The organism is Virgibacillus salexigens (assembly GCF_014905415.1).
Taxonomy (GTDB): domain Bacteria; phylum Bacillota; class Bacilli; order Bacillales; family Amphibacillaceae; genus Virgibacillus; species Virgibacillus salexigens.
In genome coordinates this window covers 13,624-30,964 of record NZ_BNEO01000004.1, presented here as the reverse complement: position 1 = coordinate 30,964, position 17,341 = coordinate 13,624, and the positions used below count along the sequence as shown (strand labels likewise).

Below are 17,341 nucleotides of genomic sequence, written 5' to 3'. Positions count from 1 at the left end.
TCATAAAATATCCCTTTATGGACGTTTCAGTTATTTCTGGTATTGCTTGATCCTCATAAAAACCATAATCTTATAGACATTATTATTCCAATTCTGCTGCATTTATTTTCCATTATTATCCTCCACCATTGTATTTTCAGGAAGACATAAAATAGCGAGCTATATGATTTGTTCATTCCCATTCCTCGCTAGTCCTCTTGATAATTAATTCTTGATTCTTCTTGTAAACCCTTCAAATAGTTTACTTTTTCCGTAATTATTTTTATCATGATAGATAGAGTTATTTTTGAATTGGAGGCGAAGTTAAATGATTAATCAATTTTCATTTACACGGGGAAGTTTACTTTCATTTATTAAGAACTTAGACACTAAAGTGATTGATGTGCAGCCAAAAGAATTTAATAACAACATTCATTGGCATATCGGCCATATTCTTGTAACCGCAGAAAGTCTATTATTCGGCTTTCCAAAACAAACCAATCAGCTGCCAGAATACTATAATGACTTATTTGCGACTGGTACGAAACCGGCCGATTGGCCTGAGAGCGTACCTAGCCTAGCGAATCTGATTAAAGATTTGGAAACACAAGCACCACGTATTGAAGAATTGACAGAGGAATTCCTTGCAAAAGATTTACCCTATACATTACCGTTTGGTAACTTCAAAACATATGGTGATATTTATGCAATGATTATTCATCACGAAGCAGAACATCTTGGCCAAATTAAAGCAATAAAGCGTATAGTAGAAAACAAATAAATGAAAAAGAAGATCATTGTAGTAGGTGGAGGTATAGCTGGAGCTTCTGCTGCCTACTACCTTGCTAAAGCCAACCATGAAGTCACTATTATCGATCGTTCAGATAATGGCCAAGCTACAGATGCTGCGGCTGGTATTGTTTGCCCGTGGTTGTCTCAACGCAGAAATAAGGCTTGGTATCAGCTTGTAAAAGCAGGGGCTTGCATCTATCCAAGCCTTGTAGATGCTCTTGCCAAAGATGGTGAAGGTGACATAGGATATGATCAAGTGGGTGCACTTCATCTTCATAAAGATGAACAGAAATTGATTGCTATGAAAGAAAGAGCAGAAAAAAGAAAAATAGACGCACCAGAAATAGGACATATTGAAATACTAGATCCTGAACAAACAAAGCGTAAATTCAAATTATTGGATAACAACTATAGCTCTGTTTACGTAAGTGGTGCTGCTCGTGTAAATGGCCAAAAACTGCGAGATGCTTTATTAAACGGTGCACAAAAACATGGTGCTGTTTTTATCAATGGAAGTGCCGAATTAAACGTTGCTGGACATAAGGTGATTGGAGCGATCGTAGATAATCAAAAATTACCTGCTGATTCAGTTATTGCCGCTACTGGCGCTTGGATGCCTGAACTATTGAAACCATTAGGGATCAAATTTCAAGTCGAAGCACAGCGTGCACAAATATTACATGTAGCTCATCCATATGAAGAAACAGCTACATGGCCAGTTGTTAAACCACCTAATAATCAATACATGCTTAGCTTTCCAGACAATCGAATTGTTCTGGGTGCTACCCATGAACATAATGTAGGGTTCGATCCACGTATCACTGCTGGGGGACTTCATGAAATATTATCAAAAGCAATGGAATATGCTCCTGGCATTTCTGACAGTACGATAGTGGAAGCGAGGGTAGGTTTTCGCCCGGTAACGCCAAATTTCCTTCCAGTTATCGGTCCAATACCTAAGTTTAAAGGACTTTATTTAACGAATGGTTTAGGATCTACTGGTCTTACGATGGGTCCATATATAGGATCACAATTAGCAAAAATGGCAACAGATCAAGAGCATGAGATTGATTTAGACAACTATGATATTAATGGAGCAATTTACTAGCACATTGCCTTTATTACACACAAAGAGAAGGATGCCTTTAATCAGGCATCCTTCTAGCTTTATTTTACAATTAGAACCGGACAATTTACTCGCTTAGCTACCTTATGGCTAACACTTCCTAAAATAAATGTCTGTAGGTTATTTAATCCGCGGCTACCAATAACAACACAATCGAAGGCTTGTTCATTAGCATAAGCTACAATTGTTGGTCCAGGTTCTCCATGTAAAATAGTTATTTTGTACTTAATCCCTGCCGTTCTTACGATATCTTCAACCGCTTTTAACTTTTCTAATCTTTTTTGTTCTACCTCAAATTTATCCGCTGCATGTAAAACATCTGATTTCGCTGTTTGGCCATCTATTACATAAATCAGTTCAATTGTCCCAGAAAACTTTTTGGCAAGTTCAATTGCTTGTTTCGTTGAACGAATAGAATGCTCCGAACCATCGGTTGCTAATAAAATTTGTTGGAACAATAGCCTCACCTCTTTGATAACTCTAGAAAAATAGTTCTTATCCTAATCCTATCATATTAATGACCAGAGGCTTTGGAAATACCACCAATTCGTTGCATAAGCTGTTGACTATCAGCGTTCAACCCAGAATATGAAACAGCAATTTGATTCTGCTCGAATTTCATCTCAATTTTATCTAATGCCCCAATAGCAGAGTCATCCCAGAGATGGGCTTTTTCAAGGTTTATTTCTACCTCCGTAACTTGATCCATAAAGTAAAAGTTAACTGGCAGATCACTGATGGATGCAAAGAATAATTGACCTTCTAAATAGTAAATTCGTTTTTGTCCCTGATTTACAAGCTCATTGGTTACTTTCACTCGTGAAATTTTTGCCGCAAAGAAAATCGCACTTAATAGCACTCCGGCAAATACGCCTTTGGATAGGTCATGTGTATAAACCACAACAGCTACTGTAACCAGCATGACAGCTGCATCCGTACGCGGCAGTCTATTTATATTTCTAATCGAGGACCAATCAAATGTACCTATAGATACCATAATCATAACACCCACTAATGCTGCCATGGGAATCTGTACAACTAAGCCACCTAATACAATAATTAAAAACATCAAGAAAATACCGGCTACTAGTGTTGATAATCTTCCTCTTCCACCTGACTTCACATTGATCACAGATTGACCTATCATGGCACATCCTGCCATTCCTCCGAAACAACCAGCAATGATATTCCCAATTCCTTGGCCTCTACTTTCACGATGTTTATTACTTTCCGTATCCGTCATATCATCCACAATATTTGAGGTTAATAGCGATTCTAACAAACCTACAATGGCTAATGCGAAAGCATAAGGAAAGATAATCATCAATGTTTCCCAAGTAAATGGGATAGATGGGAGTAAAAATACTGGAAGCTGCTGTGTTAAAGCCCCCATATCTCCGACTGTTCCAACTTGAATATCCCCTAAGACTACAATTGCTGTAACCACTACAATTGCTACTAATGCGGATGGAACTGCTGTAGTAATGCGTGGTAAGAGATAAATAATTGCAAGTGTTAATCCAACCAATGCATACATTATCCATCCTTCTCCTTTAAAATGAGGAAGTTGGGCCGTGAATATTAAGATAGCTAATGCATTAACGAAACCGACCATCACCGAACGTGGTACGAATTTCATTGCTTTTGCTAACTTACAGATACCAAATATAATTTGAATCATACCAGTAAGAATAGTTGCCGCGAATAAATACTGCAACCCATGCTCGGCAACTAAATCAACCATGAGTAATGCCATTGCTCCTGTTGCCGCAGAGATCATTCCCGGTCGCCCTCCGACAAAAGCAATTACGACTGCAATGCAGAACGATGCATATAAACCGACCATCGGATCTACACCAGCGATAATGGAGAAAGCAATTGCCTCAGGAATCAATGCTAAAGCTACGACAATTCCTGCTAAAACATCACCCTTGACATTGCCAAACCATTCCTGTTTCCATTGTGCTACTTTCAAATGTTCAACCTCTTTCTATTTAAGATTTCCAAGCCTTCGTGTAGCTTGAGCCGCAGATAACCAATGAATCATACCATAAATCGCCCGACATTAAAAACCGAAAGAAAGCGTGTTCTTCTTTCGTTTTCTTTAATTTTCTTATGTATTTGCTTGATTTACTAGAAGTTAACAAAAAGTAATTGAATCAAGTCATCTATTATTTTCTAGTACTTTTTAAAAGAATATTTACATAAGATAAGCGGTTTGGTACGCTTATGTACATATGAAGGAGGATAGATCATGAAAGGAAGAACAATTGTATTTATATTAATTATTGTGACTTTAATAGCACTAGCCTTATGTTGGTTTTGGCTACAAGACGTTATTGTTGATTACGACCTGGAAAAAGCTTTACATCAATCACCTGAACGGATCAATTGTACTATCTTTCTCTCGTAAACAAGTTGGTTTTTCAAAAAATATAATCCTGATTTTTGTTTTAGCTAACGATTTTATAATGGAAGACGTATCATTTTTAGATGTCTTATAAGGTGCTTTCATATCGGGCTATCCACCAAACGTAAGATTGTTTTTAATAATATAGGATAATTCGAAGAACATTGAGAAGAAGTTGTAGGATGAATCACTGTTTGGATATCAGAAGCAAGTGGAGTTGATAGTTTTCTTCTAAGCTTACATAAACTACTAGGAGAGAAGTACATGCCGTCAGGAAAAGGAAGTAATAATCCTGTTACCAAGTCACCTATCTGGTAGTTGACTCTAGTACTAGCTAATTGAACAGGCTTAACTTGATTATCAACTAAATCTCTACACATAATATAATGAGGTCTATCATAGGAAGTTTCTATTATATAAAAACCAGCATCCACCTGTTTCCACTTACCCAATACTTGTCGAATTGGCTCCGGATAGTCACGAGTACTTGATCTTTCTAAGAATTGTTGATAAATAGTTCTAGAAGTAGAATTGCATTCTATACAAAAAATCGTCCACCATAACCATTGGACATATAGTTTATTATACCAAGTTTCAGATAAATGAATATCCTTTGCAAACCGTTCTGTTTCTTCCAATAATCGTTGCAGATGCTGTTCCATTGAATAGTAAAATATTTCATCAATCATCGCAATTAGATCCCGTTTATTACATAGGGATTTTGAAGCGCTCTTTTGATCTAACATAAGTTTCCCCCCAATCTATTTTCTTTATTGTAGCATTCATAAAGGGAACGTCTAATGTACAAAATAGAATGGAAAGCAGCAACGTTTCGCTAGGTTCTCGTTTTCCATTAGAACTTTTACCATTTTATCGTGCAAAGGCAAGCTTATTTATCAATTTTTAGTTATTGCACAATAACGTCAGCACCATTTATTAATGAAAGCCGCGAAATTCGGCCCATCGTAGGCCAACTTCAGCATGTCCTCTATCCTAAAGACCCTAGAGCCTTGATTACTTGGTTAGTTATCCATCATTATAGGAAACTTTTAATTATTGAAAAAAACAGCGATTACTAACTAATCGCTGCCTTACGCACGCATTTTTGAAATTTGTTTGTGGCGATATAACTCATCCAATTTACGGATCCATTTTTTTAGCCGTTCATACGTATATTGAAAAATTGGACTCTGTATAAAGGTGAAGAGGAAAGTAAATAAAAACACCGGCCCTCCTAGCATGAATCCAATTACAAGTACAATTGATTCCGTAATAATCCGTACTTTTCCAACAGAAGTGCTTGTTTTGTCAGAGATCGATAACATAAATCCGTCACGTGGTCCAGATCCAACACCTGCAGCATTATAGATGCCTCCACCTAATCCCATAATGACAATACCAATGATAATAATAAGATAGTCAATCCACGAGTGTGTTGCTTTTGGCAAAAAGTCTAAAAATAAATAAATGTCTACGAAAGCTCCAATAAGGACAGCATTTAGAAATGTACCTAATTTGATATAACGCTTATCTAAAAACCAAGAAATGATAATTAATAGAATGGAAATAAGAATAGCCCAGGTACCAATCGATAGACCAAACTTCTCATACAATGCAACATTTAATACATCCCAAGGATGGATACCAAGATACTGTACCTGTATAGAGATCGAAATTCCTAAACTAAATAACATCAACCCTAAAAAAAATACTAGCCAGCGCAATGCAATGATCAACAGCAATCCCTTCTCTCTACTTTTAAGCTTGTTTAGACGGTTTTATTACAAAAATCGCTAATACAACTGCACTAATTCCTCCAATAAATTTCCCCACAATCATCGGAAATACCATTTCCTTATCAATTCCTGCGACAAACCCTAGATGGCCACCGAATACAAAAGCACCACTGACGGCAAAAGCTACATTCAATACTTTGCCTTTGTCATCCATATGGTTTAACAGGGTTAACATCGGAATACTGTGCGCAAGCGAAGCAACTAATCCAGCAGTTGATGTATCACAAATACCTAGACGTGTACCTAGCATAAATAACGGTTTTTTGAAAGCTTTCGAAATAAAATGGACCATTGGAAATGCACCTGCTAAAAATACCGCAATTTGACCAACAATTTGTATTCCTTCATTAAGTGGTGTTAAATGAGGAATCACAACTATCCCTGTCAACGTCTCGATAATAATCGCTGTTAGCCCAATAATAGCGATTACCTCGATACATTTACCAAAAATAGAAAAGATATAAATCATTTTATCAGGTATTTTCCATAAACCAACAGAAATGATCACAGAGAATATGACAGTAGGAAGTAAATTTAATAGAATCATATGAATAGTAAATCCAGCAAGGAACCCACCAGCAAAACAACCAAGAGGAATCGTAATTATTCCTATGAGAATACCTTTAGCAAAAAACGGATGATCCTCCTTCTTAATAATTCCCAATGCGACTGGAATTGTAAAAACAATAGTAGGACCCATCATGGTTCCTAAAAAAACCCAAGCAAACAGCCCTGCATCTGGGGTTTCCGCCATTTCCTGCGCTAAAGCATATCCACCCATGTCAATGGCAAGGATGGTATTAGCAAAAACGGCAGGATCTGCTCCAATAACCCCATAAACAGGTGCGATTATCGGAGTCAGTAATTTAGCGAGTACTGGGGCCATGGAGATAATTCCAACCATTGCTATGGTAAGTGAACCCATTGTCATTAACCCATCTGTAAACTGCTTTCCATATCCAAGTTTATTGCCAAAGCATTTATCAATCGCCCCAAGACAAAGAAAACCAACCACAATAACAATAATAATATCATTTATGCCCATACCTTACCTCATTCTCCTAAGTAATACGATCTCCATTATAACAATGGATGTTCCATACATTAATAGGGATAAATTACTGCTTGCCTTCATACCACTTTAATGCCTGTTGTTCGATTTGTTTAACAAACATGTCTTTTTCTTTGATGTAGGATTCGATATCATAAGGATATTGTATTGCAAGCCATTCTTTTTTGTCGCCATATTCCTTAGCAGTTTGTGAATGGGCTCGTAAATAATCTCTAAACGCTAAATGTCGATCAATATGCGGATTGCCAGCTTGATATATATGCACATGATGGGTTCGTTGATCTACACCCTTCTTAAAAAACCTTCTTCCTGAAATTCCATATTCGCCTAATGGAGTATATCCTAATTCATACATTTTCTGATTATGGCTATCTACTTGATCAATTGCGTTTACGACAGGCAATATATCAATAATTGGCTTTGCCTTTAATTCTTTAACGGCTGTGCTCCCAATATGATGAATGGAAATAAGTATATCCTTAAACACTTTTTCTAGCTTAGCAGTTTCTTTTTTAAATCCTTCTTCCCATTGCTCCTGATAATTTGTAACAATTACTTTCCTCATCAAAATCCTCCATGTATGAAACAAAAAAATCCCAACTACTCTCCAAAAAATCCTTGTATACTCGGAAAGCGTTCGGATTTCTCTTATTTAAATTACTTTTTTCTCGCCTCTTCTTGTCTATGGTTTATATGTTTCAAAGTAAGCATCTAGTATTCCTTGACCTATGCGATGGTTAATGGGGTATTTATTATCTACAATTCCGGTATGCGGTACAATGATAGCAAAAGCCATTTCCGGATCATCGTACGGTGCGTAACCTACCAAAGATAAATTTTCTGTATCTCCTAATTTCTCGCCATCTCTATAAAATTCATTCTCTGCGGTACCAGTTTTCCCCGCTGCTTTATAGCCTCGATAATCTTTTGTTCCAAAATAGTCGGTTCCAGTTCCACCATTTGCATGAAATGCTTGTCGAAACCCTTCCTTTACTCGATTAATATACTGCTGACTCATATCAATACGATTCAAAACATCCGTGCCGTTTGTTCGATATACTGGACCAAGTTCGTCATTGTTGGAAGGATTACGAATTTCTTTGACGAAATGGGGACGAACTCGATAGCCATCATTAGCAATGGTCGATACATATTGAACCATCTGCATGGCGGTGAAATTATCGTACTGGCCAATAGCAAAGTCCATGAGTAGCCCGGGGTTAAATGGATTATCACCTGTTACACCAGTAGATTCATAGGGGAAATCAACCCCTGTATGCTTTCCTAATCCAAATTGTTGGAAATAACCACGCATTTCTGTCCAAGCAGCCATATTAAAACTAGCTTTACTTCCATCTGGAAATGGATGCCTCATCTCCCCCCCCATTTGTAAGGCAATATAGAACATATATACATTGGAAGATAATCGGAGTGCATCATAATCATTGACCGATCCCAATGTTCGATAGGAGCCTTTCGGTGGACTTCCAGCAATATTTATCGTACGGTCAACGAAAACTTGACCTGGCGTAATCGTTCCCGATTGATAACCAGCTAATACAGTAGCTCCTTTTACTGCGGAACCTGGCAAGTACGAATCATGCAATGCTTTATAAGAAGTATTGATATATTCATTCTTCTTCTTATCATGTGTTTGTGCACTAACTGCTAGCAACTCACCTGTTTTCGGATTCATAACAACAGCAATGGCATCAGAAAGGAATTGATGCTGGTAAGGATGTTTTTGAATGGTATTTTGTAATTCTTGTTTTACCACTTCGTCAACTTTTTTTTGAAATTCCATATCAATCGTTAAAACCAAGTCTTTTCCAGGTTTCCCCTCCACTACGGTTTCTGAATCAATCGTCGTCCCATCTTTTTTTGTTATATATTGAACCTGTTCTTTTCTGCCGCGTAGAACTTCTTCATAGTACTCTTCCAGTCCACTTGTACCGACTCGATCGTTGCGGCTATACCCTCTTGTTAGGAAATGTTCTTCTTGATCAGCAGGTATCCCTTGATCCTGGGAGGTAATGTTACCTGCTAAATTTTTAAACGTATTATTAAAAGGATAATCGCGATTCCAATCTGCAATGGCATTGATTCCTGGTAACTTATCAAGATTTTCAGACACCTTTGCATACTCTTCCATCGTCACATCTTCATTTTTGACAATTTGTGGCGTTAGCGCATAAGCCTTATCCAACTCTTTTTTAATAGCAATTACTTTCTTTTCTTGTTCCGATAAATCATTCATTTCTTTTTCCGTAATTCGCTCTAAAGCAAGATTGTATTCTTCTGTATCATCAAGATCCTTTTTTTCCTTATCCGTTAATCGCTCTACCGCTGCTTCTTTATTTTTTAAATACCAATATTCTTTTTTATTGCGTTCCGTAATGTCCTCCGTACTTAAATCGATGAATGCTGCAAGTTTTTCGGCAACTTCTAGACGGTCGTTCGCTTGTAACCCTTTCTGTGGAGTATATGTAATCGCGTATATCGGTTTATTCCCAACAACTAACCGATGATTGCTGTCATATATTTCCCCTCGAGGCACTGGTTCTTTCGTTGTTTCTCTAACTGTTCGATCAATTTCCTGCTGAAATTCTTCCCCATTAAGAATTTGTACAACTCCTAATTGCAGAACCAATGCGGAAAACATGAGAAACATAATAAAGAAAATAATATTTAATCGAAGCGGTAATTTTTCTTTTTTTGTCTTTTTCTTTTTTCCCATCCAACTCCCCCATTTACCAACCCTTTTTGTACTTTGTATGCGAATTGCCTAGAATGAAGAACGAAAATTGAGAATTATTGAATTGTAAGGAACTGCCCTTTCATTTACTCGTCTTCATACCAACGTTTTATCTAAGTCGATCATACCATTCATCTTCCATGCCCTTCAACCAATTATTTCCTTTTTGTTAGATATTTTGTCTTTCACAAAAGCAATCAGCAAGGACCATATTCCCCATTTATCAAAATACTATAAAAATAGCTTGTAGAAAACAGAAACCAGTCTCCACAAGCTATACCTACTGTTCTACCCTATGTATATCCAATAGGTCATCATCGTAGTTAGAATGATAACCAACCAGCAAACGATGGAAATCCCTCCTACTCGTAGTAAATCTCTTTCAGAATAGTACCCATATGGGAAGGTAAGTAAATGGACAGGCGATTGGGTAATGAGTAGAAATCCTGGAATACCAATCAAAAATACCCCCATCGTAAGCACAATGGATGAAAATCCTGGAAGTGTCTCTCCTAATGTCAATGCCAATGGTAAAACAATCGTCAAAAATCCGAGTACGTTAACAAAGATGATTCGTAATAATAAAATAAAAATGAGTAGAGCAACTACAATGAGCATGGATGATTCGAAAGGTAAAACATCCATTAGTGTCTTCGCAAGCAAATCAATGGTTCCTGTATCAATTAACATTCCAGATACCATGATTGTCGAAGCAAAGAATAGAATCATATCCCAATCAATGGCCTGTTTTGCTTCGTTCCAATTCCAAACACCAACCATAGGAGTAATGGTAAGCACCGCTCCTAATAGCCCTATTAATGGTATCGAGACGTGATGAAGTTGCTGTGTAGCCCATAAAGCAACGGTTATACTAATAATAACGATCATCTTTTTCTCTGAAAGGCTTATTTCTCCAAGTTCACGCAGCTTGGAATTAATTAATTGATTTAATAGCTCTTTATCAATATTTTCGGGTGGATAAACAAACAGAAAAATCCCCCATAGAACGAATGCAAATAGAATAATTGGTGGAGCAAAGTATAGAATCCAATTTAAATAATTTAAGTCAGGCGATAACCCACTCATAATCCCGTAGGCATATACAGTGGAACTAGCTCCTGTGGCAACAAATGCACCACACGTCGCTGTAAGATAAGATACACCAATAAACAAGGCTTTTCCTAAGTTTTTTGCTTTTATTATTTTTTGTACACTTTTTAATAAGCTATCAAATACAGAAGTTAATAAACTAGCTTTTCCAATATTAGAAGGCACCATAATCGATAAAATAAACATCAGAAGATATGCAATTAAGATGAGTAGCCTCCCAGATCCCCTGGAAAGCTTTAACATCATTAAGGAAATTCTACTTGCTAATCCCGTTTTAATAAATGCATGAGAGATGATAAAAATTGAAAACATTAGCCAGACAATATCCGTAGCGATAAAGTCAAGTGTTTCCTCGTATGTAAAAAAATGAAACGAAAGAATCAACATTAAAAGAATTGAACTATGGGCTAGAGGAAAAACTCTTCCCATCCAAAGAATTTGAATAATAACAAGTGTAGCGAATGCTTTTACCTTTATGTCAACATCCACATAGCTAGGTAGAAAAAGCAAATAGAGGATGATGGCAATACATAATAGGATTTTCTTTTTCATACCTTCCTACCCCTTTGAATAACGGTCTAGAAGTGAGAAATCAATGAAAAAGCCACCATCAAATAAGGTGGCTTTTCCTCCCATCGTTTCTTATTTCATCACGTTAACAGATTGAACATACTTTCCAGCTTCCGTTCCAGCAATTTTTCCATACACTGCTCCTGACATTAATCCAGAACCACCTGGATAATTTTCATAGAAAATTCCACCAACCATTTCTCCAGCAGCGAAGAGGCCATTAATTGGCTGTGCATCTTCATCTAATACCTTTCCATCAGTATTTACATGTAAACCTCCAAAAGCAAAGGTAATGCCACAGGTAACTGGAAAGGCATAGAATGGACCTTGCTCTATTTTAGCTGCCCAGTTTGTTTTCGGCGGTGTAATACCTTCCGTATGCTTACCATCTTTGATAGATGGATTGAATGTTCCTGCTTGAACAGCATCGTTATATTCATAAATGGTTTCGATAAAGGCTTTCTTATTTACTGGAAGCTGATCAACTAATTCCTCTAGTGTATCTGCTTGGAAGCTGGTTGCTTCTTCTAAATCATACTCTTCTCTTAATAATGGACGTAATGTGACGTCGTAGATTTGATAGGCTACGTGATCTTTCTGTTTTAATATCTCCTTGCCATATTTGGCATAGGTGTAGTTTCGGAAATCCGCACCTTCGTCTACGAAACGCTGCCCATCTTTGTTAAGCATAATACTTATTGGATACGAGTGCTTTTTAAAGATGTCCCCAGGCTTTTCAAAATCTCCAACCCGTGGTGCATTATAATCCGTACCTATCGAATGACAGCCAGACCATTCACCATATTTCTGTGCTCCGACGGCTAATGCCATTTCAATTCCATCTCCCGTGTTAAATTCTGTACCACGGACAATGGCTGCCTCCCATTCATCGCCAATATGCTGTTTTCGCATTTCTTTATCCGCTTCAAAACTGCCACAAGCTAAAACAACACTAGCTCCTTGTAACGCTTTAGCTTCTCCCTGATGTTCCACCACTACCCCATTAACACGGTCTGCTTCTTTTAAAAGTTTCATCGCTCGAGCTTCATAAAGCACATCAATTCCTAGTTCATCGATACGATGGAATAGTTGCCCCATTAAACCGATCCCTTTATTCTTTGTTTTTAATGGTAATCCTCCCCAGAAATGACGCTTTCCATCGTTGATAAAGGATTGATTTTTAGTATTTAATTCAAACGCGATTCCTTGTTGTCTCATCCATTTAATTGTCTCTAAAGAAGAACCAACTAATTGGTGTGCAAGATCGGTATCACTTTTGCCAGCTGTAACTCGCATGAGATCATCATAATAATCGTCTTTCGTATATACTGGCATCTCTATCTTATCTGCTTCTTCATCTGTAATATCAGGAATGATTTCTCTGATCTGATGAAAATCTTCATATGCAACACGAATTGCTCCATCGGTAAAAAATGAATTCCCACCACGTTTATGTTTTGGAGCTTTCTCTAAGACAACTACTTTTGCTCCTTGTTCGCTTGCTGCAATAGCTGAACATAATGCAGCATTTCCTGCTCCTACAACAATCACATCATAAGCTTGTTTCATCAATTACGCTCCCTTTCTTTGTTCCGACGCATGTTTTCTTTTTCTATTTCGAATTAATTTCATTATCAATGGATAGAACAGGGATAAAATAGTTAAAATGATCAACCCAATCGATATTGGAGACTGGAAGAAAACACCAAGGCTTCCATTAGAAGATAGAACTGCCATTCTAAAGTTTTGTTCCATATCTGATCCAACAATCACCGCTAATACTAATGGTGCAATTGGGAAGTCAAATAATTTAAAAAGTAAACCTAAATAACCAAAAATAATTAACAAGAAAAAGTCAATCGCACTGTAACTAAGTGTATAGGTTCCAATGAAGGCAAGTAGTAAAATGATTGGATAAAGCACTTTTGCTGGTGTATCTAGAATTTTTACTAACAGTCCAACAAGTGCAATATTAATAATAACTAGTACGATATTCCCAATAAACATACTGTTAACAAATGTCCAAACAAGGCCAGGGTCACTCTCAAATAACATCGGTCCTGGACGTATACCTAACATAATTAAAGCGCCAAGCATAACTGCTGTTGTACCTGAACCAGGAATTCCCATTGTCAGTAAGGGGATCATTGCACCAACAGAGGCAGAGTTATTTGCTGATTCCGGAGCAGCAAGTCCTTCAGGCGCACCTTCACCAAACTCTTCTGACTTTTTGGAAATCTGCTTCTCGGTTGTGTAGCTAATCATGGAAGCAATAGATCCGCCAGCACCTGGCAGAACTCCTACAATAAAACCAATCGGCCCACTACGTAATATCGGCCATTTCGAACGTTTCCATTGATCTTTATCAAACCATACCTTGCCAATCTTTTTCTTTTCCTTCTTCTGTTTATCAATTGTCAATAAGTTATAGAGAACTTCACCGACAGCATAAATTCCAATAATCACAATTAAGAAATCGATACCTTCACTTAAATGAGGAATATCAAACGTAAATCGATATACGCCAGTTTGCGTATCAATTCCAAACGTACTTAGCATTAATCCAATTAACATCGCGATAAATCCTTTAACCATTCTTCCAATGGATAAGGAAATGATTGCTGAAAGCGTTAGTAGCATTAATAAAAAATACTCTGCTGGTCCGAATTTCAGGGCAAAATTGGCTAATGGTTCTGCTAATAAAATAAACCCTGCTACAGCAATAAGTCCGCCAATAAATGAGGCAACTGCTGAAATTGCAAGCGCCTGTCCAGCCATTCCCTTTCTTGCCATGGGATAACCGTCAAATGTAGCAGCAATCGCAGAACCATCACCAGGCGTATTTAGCAAAATCGAGCTTCTCGACCCGCCATACATGGCTCCATAATAAATTGCTGCCATAAGAATTAATGCGCTTACTGGATCCATACCAAAGGTAACTGGAATTAATACAGCAACTGCCGTAGCTGGTCCTAAACCTGGAAGCATCCCAACAATGGTCCCTAAAAACCCACCAATAACAATCCAGAGGAGGTTCATTGGCTCTAAAGCTGTGGTTAGCCCTTGCATAAATGTACTCATATCCATGGTATTACACCTCCTACGGTAAACTTACTCCAAGCATCTCACTGAATGCATACCAAGAAATAAATGAAAAGATAACGGCCACAACAAGATTGGTGATCCATTTCTTCGGCCCATTAATCAGGAATAATAATGCCCCCAAAAAGACTATGGAAGAAAGGAGAAAGCCCGCCCTCTCAAATAGCAGCGAATATCCAATCGCAAACAAAATGGTAATTCCGATTAGCTTTGGAGTTCGACCGGAAAAAAGCTCTTTGATCGCTTCATTATCTTCCGTTAACTTTCTTAACTCTTGAATAAAGTAAATAATACTAAAGATAAGTAATAATAGACTTACACCAATTGGAAAATACAGTGGTCCATAAGGATTGCCCAAATTAGCTTTGGGCAATCTTAACGAACCAACTAGGAAAAAAACACTTAAAAGAATTAAAAATATCGGCATCCCTATCTTAAATGCTTTCAACAAATATCCCCCTTCCTATCATCCCGAGAGAGTTACTGGCCTAACCCAGAATCATTCACTAAGTCTTGATACAATTTTGTCTGTTCTTCTAGAAATTTCTTCGTTTCAGAGCTGTTCTTATAGAACCCTTCCCAATCATTATTCTTCATCACTTCTTGCCATTGATCGGTTTTCACCATTTCACTAAGTTTTTCATCCCAATAGGCGATTTCTTCTTCCGTCATATCTGGTGGTCCCATAATGCCTCGCCAATGCGGGAACACGATATCCAGTCCTTCTTCTTGATAGGTTGGAACATCTTCTAATCCTTCCACACGTTCTTCAGAAGAAATTGCAAGGATACGTACCTTTCCAGCAAGATGCTGTTCTTTTACTTCTGACAATGACGTAGTCACAACACCTACATGACCACCAAGCAGTGCAGTTACAACATCTCCACCACCTTCATAAACAAGGAAATCTACGTTCTTAGGATCTACATCGTATTCACGAACAGCTTGAACAAAAGACAAATGATCATCATTCCCTAAAGCTGGACCAACACCGACTTTCACCGATTTAGGATCTTTTTTGAATTGGTTCATTAAATCTTCCAAAGATTTAAATTCAGAATCTACAGGAACCGCTAATGCCTGCCATTCAGTAGCTAAGGTAGCTAAAGGCGTAAAATCTTTGTGCGTTAAATCACTTGTACCTAATAAATTATTGGTTATCAGCAAACTTGAATTAATTGCAAGATTGTGTGCATCCTTCGATTGAATGTATTGCCAACCTACTTCGCCACCGCCGCCTGGTTTATTTACGACGTTAATATTGGCATCCACGAGATTATTATCGTTCAACAATTTTTGCACCGAGCGTGCAGTTAAATCCCAGCCACCCCCTGGAGATGCTGGCGCAACGATTTCCACATTTTTTGTCGGAAAATCATTTCCACCGGAAGCTGAATTTGAACATGCTGCTAGAAATAAAATACAAATAAGTAAGATAATTTTTTTCATCTATATCCCCCTTTACATTTCTCATAAAAATATTGGAAAATTACAACTTATAAGTGTACTACTAGATTAAATCACAACAACGTTTAATGTAAACGTTTTCAAAATATTGTTTTTTAAAAACTTAAAATTAATTTTGTTCATAAAGTTCATGAAACAAATAGTGGAAGATAAAAAAAGACTGAGACAAAAGTATCTTATTCTAATAAAAATCCGAACGATTCCACTCGAAACCGTTCGGATTTTTTATTTGCAAAAGGTACTATCAAGGCTTCGACATATACTTCCTGGCTTCGGCTTCTTTGCCCCGGCAAGGGGTATGCCGACGTTGTCCGCAAAGAACGAGTTTCGCCGGCCCTTATCAGAACACTTTCCTTTGGGATCTTCAGCGCTCATGCTGTTCCCACAGGAGTCTACATATGTTGACTGCACATCGTATGATCGTTTAGTTCATTCTATTTTCAATCGGCTTTTGTGGTAACTATTTTAGTTGTTTATTCGTTCATAGCATAATATCTTCGCTCAGGTCTCCCCACAATACCATATACACTTTCTGCCTTTAAGTCCCCTGTTCCTACTAAGTACTCCAAATACCTTCGGGCGGTCGTACGAGATGCTCCCATTTTTTCACCAACTTTCTCTGATGTAAGCCCTTCGGAGGTTTGATGAATTAAAGTTTTTACCTTTTCGAGAGTTAGTGCATCAATGCCTAGTGGAAGATTATTCGTTTCATTCGAATCCGTAATACGTTTGCCAAATACTTGATTTAAGATATCCTGATTCACTTCCGCTGCCGTATTTAATACTTGCTTCTGTTTCTTGTATTGCTCCATCGTTTTGCTGAATAATTGCAAATCAACAGGTTTGATTAAATATTGAAACACACCATAACCCAATGATTTCTCCAAGAAAGCCTTATCCCTAGCCGCCGTAATAATGATAATATCCACTCCTGGATGGTGATAACGAATCTGATGAAGAAGTTCTGTTCCTAATTGATCTGGCATATATACATCCAGGAGGATTAGATCAATCCTTTTGTCTTTTAATAGATCCATCGTCTCTGTTGCATTCATCGCCTTACCCACGATCTGCATATCTTGCTCTTTCTCTAAATATCCTTCATGAATTTGTGCTACTCGGAAGTCGTCTTCGGCAATGGCTACATTAATCATCCATGATC

General features: G+C 37.5%; 16 protein-coding genes. 3 read left to right on the top strand and 13 right to left on the bottom strand.

What is annotated here, in order from left to right:
* Positions 1–307: 307 nt before the first annotated feature.
* On the top strand, positions 308–760 hold the full coding sequence (locus tag JKP73_RS15880) for a DinB family protein (protein WP_160807386.1): 453 nt from the start codon (positions 308–310) through the stop codon (positions 758–760).
* The gene (locus JKP73_RS15875; RefSeq protein WP_200411543.1) at positions 761–1,879 is read left to right on the top strand and encodes an NAD(P)/FAD-dependent oxidoreductase; all 1,119 of its coding nucleotides are present in this window, start codon (positions 761–763) and stop codon (positions 1,877–1,879) included. It begins immediately after the preceding gene.
* Positions 1,880–1,938: 59 nt separating this feature from the next.
* On the opposite strand, the gene JKP73_RS15870 is transcribed toward JKP73_RS15875, so the two are convergent.
* Both JKP73_RS15870 and JKP73_RS15865 read right to left on the bottom strand, forming a co-directional pair.
* Complete coding sequence (locus tag JKP73_RS15870) at positions 1,939–2,364, bottom strand: universal stress protein (protein ID WP_306465041.1); 426 nt, start codon at positions 2,362–2,364, stop codon at positions 1,939–1,941.
* Positions 2,365–2,411: 47 nt separating this feature from the next.
* The gene (locus JKP73_RS15865) at positions 2,412–3,872 is read right to left on the bottom strand and encodes a SulP family inorganic anion transporter (protein ID WP_038245731.1); all 1,461 of its coding nucleotides are present in this window, start codon (positions 3,870–3,872) and stop codon (positions 2,412–2,414) included.
* A gap of 279 nt (positions 3,873–4,151) precedes the next feature.
* On the opposite strand from JKP73_RS15865, the gene JKP73_RS15860 reads away from it, so the two are divergent.
* On the top strand, positions 4,152–4,310 hold the full coding sequence (locus JKP73_RS15860) for a hypothetical protein (protein WP_021291990.1): 159 nt from the start codon (positions 4,152–4,154) through the stop codon (positions 4,308–4,310).
* A 98-nt stretch (positions 4,311–4,408) separates the two neighbouring features.
* Here JKP73_RS15860 and JKP73_RS15855 read toward each other — a convergent pair whose 3' ends face one another.
* The 11 genes from JKP73_RS15855 to JKP73_RS15805 form a co-directional block, all read right to left on the bottom strand.
* Positions 4,409–5,053 carry a hypothetical protein gene (locus JKP73_RS15855; RefSeq protein ID WP_160807387.1) on the bottom strand — a complete coding sequence of 215 codons (645 nt, stop codon included), beginning with the start codon at positions 5,051–5,053 and terminating at the stop codon, positions 4,409–4,411.
* A 345-nt stretch (positions 5,054–5,398) separates the two neighbouring features.
* A complete protein-coding gene (locus tag JKP73_RS15850) occupies positions 5,399–6,046 on the bottom strand; it encodes a YczE/YyaS/YitT family protein (protein WP_474112414.1) in 648 nt (215 codons plus the stop codon).
* A gap of 19 nt (positions 6,047–6,065) precedes the next feature.
* Complete coding sequence (gene eutH / locus JKP73_RS15845) at positions 6,066–7,148, bottom strand: ethanolamine utilization protein EutH (protein ID WP_160807389.1); 1,083 nt, start codon at positions 7,146–7,148, stop codon at positions 6,066–6,068.
* A gap of 73 nt (positions 7,149–7,221) precedes the next feature.
* Positions 7,222–7,740, bottom strand: a complete 519-nt coding sequence (locus JKP73_RS15840; RefSeq protein ID WP_160807390.1) for a GrpB family protein — start codon at positions 7,738–7,740, stop codon at positions 7,222–7,224.
* Between the two features lie 117 nt (positions 7,741–7,857).
* Positions 7,858–9,912: a peptidoglycan D,D-transpeptidase FtsI family protein gene (locus tag JKP73_RS15835; protein ID WP_160807391.1), complete on the bottom strand. Its 2,055-nt coding sequence runs from the start codon at positions 9,910–9,912 to the stop codon at positions 7,858–7,860.
* 306 nt (positions 9,913–10,218) lie between these two features.
* The gene (locus tag JKP73_RS15830) at positions 10,219–11,592 is read right to left on the bottom strand and encodes an SLC13 family permease (RefSeq protein ID WP_160807392.1); all 1,374 of its coding nucleotides are present in this window, start codon (positions 11,590–11,592) and stop codon (positions 10,219–10,221) included.
* 90 nt (positions 11,593–11,682) lie between these two features.
* On the bottom strand, positions 11,683–13,179 hold the full coding sequence (tcuA, locus tag JKP73_RS15825; RefSeq protein WP_160807393.1) for an FAD-dependent tricarballylate dehydrogenase TcuA: 1,497 nt from the start codon (positions 13,177–13,179) through the stop codon (positions 11,683–11,685).
* A gap of 3 nt (positions 13,180–13,182) precedes the next feature.
* Complete coding sequence (locus JKP73_RS15820; protein ID WP_038246067.1) at positions 13,183–14,691, bottom strand: tripartite tricarboxylate transporter permease; 1,509 nt, start codon at positions 14,689–14,691, stop codon at positions 13,183–13,185.
* A 19-nt stretch (positions 14,692–14,710) separates the two neighbouring features.
* Positions 14,711–15,160 (bottom strand): tripartite tricarboxylate transporter TctB family protein, encoded by a 450-nt coding sequence (locus JKP73_RS15815; protein WP_021291981.1) that lies wholly within the window; start codon positions 15,158–15,160, stop codon positions 14,711–14,713.
* A gap of 32 nt (positions 15,161–15,192) precedes the next feature.
* Positions 15,193–16,161, bottom strand: coding sequence for a tripartite tricarboxylate transporter substrate binding protein (locus JKP73_RS15810; RefSeq protein WP_021291980.1), 969 nt, complete (start codon positions 16,159–16,161; stop codon positions 15,193–15,195).
* A 491-nt stretch (positions 16,162–16,652) separates the two neighbouring features.
* Entirely contained in the window at positions 16,653–17,333 is a 681-nt protein-coding gene (locus JKP73_RS15805; RefSeq protein ID WP_021291979.1) for a response regulator, read from the bottom strand.
* Between the last annotated feature and the right edge of the window lie 8 nt (positions 17,334–17,341).

What these genes read in the sequence shown, in the direction of transcription:
- JKP73_RS15880 (WP_160807386.1), top strand. Translation starts at nt 308, where the DNA reads ATGATTAATCAATTTTCATTTACACGGGGAAGTTTACTTTCATTTATT.
- JKP73_RS15875 (WP_200411543.1), top strand. Translation starts at nt 761, where the DNA reads ATGAAAAAGAAGATCATTGTAGTAGGTGGAGGTATAGCTGGAGCTTCT.
- JKP73_RS15860 (WP_021291990.1), top strand. Translation starts at nt 4,152, where the DNA reads ATGAAAGGAAGAACAATTGTATTTATATTAATTATTGTGACTTTAATA.
- JKP73_RS15855 (WP_160807387.1), bottom strand. Translation starts at nt 5,053, where the DNA reads ATGTTAGATCAAAAGAGCGCTTCAAAATCCCTATGTAATAAACGGGAT.
- eutH (WP_160807389.1), bottom strand. Translation starts at nt 7,148, where the DNA reads ATGGGCATAAATGATATTATTATTGTTATTGTGGTTGGTTTTCTTTGT.
- JKP73_RS15840 (WP_160807390.1), bottom strand. Translation starts at nt 7,740, where the DNA reads ATGAGGAAAGTAATTGTTACAAATTATCAGGAGCAATGGGAAGAAGGA.
- JKP73_RS15835 (WP_160807391.1), bottom strand. Translation starts at nt 9,912, where the DNA reads ATGGGAAAAAAGAAAAAGACAAAAAAAGAAAAATTACCGCTTCGATTA.
- JKP73_RS15830 (WP_160807392.1), bottom strand. Translation starts at nt 11,592, where the DNA reads ATGAAAAAGAAAATCCTATTATGTATTGCCATCATCCTCTATTTGCTT.
- tcuA (WP_160807393.1), bottom strand. Translation starts at nt 13,179, where the DNA reads ATGAAACAAGCTTATGATGTGATTGTTGTAGGAGCAGGAAATGCTGCA.
- JKP73_RS15820 (WP_038246067.1), bottom strand. Translation starts at nt 14,691, where the DNA reads ATGAGTACATTTATGCAAGGGCTAACCACAGCTTTAGAGCCAATGAAC.
- JKP73_RS15810 (WP_021291980.1), bottom strand. Translation starts at nt 16,161, where the DNA reads ATGAAAAAAATTATCTTACTTATTTGTATTTTATTTCTAGCAGCATGT.
- JKP73_RS15805 (WP_021291979.1), bottom strand. Translation starts at nt 17,333, where the DNA reads ATGATTAATGTAGCCATTGCCGAAGACGACTTCCGAGTAGCACAAATT.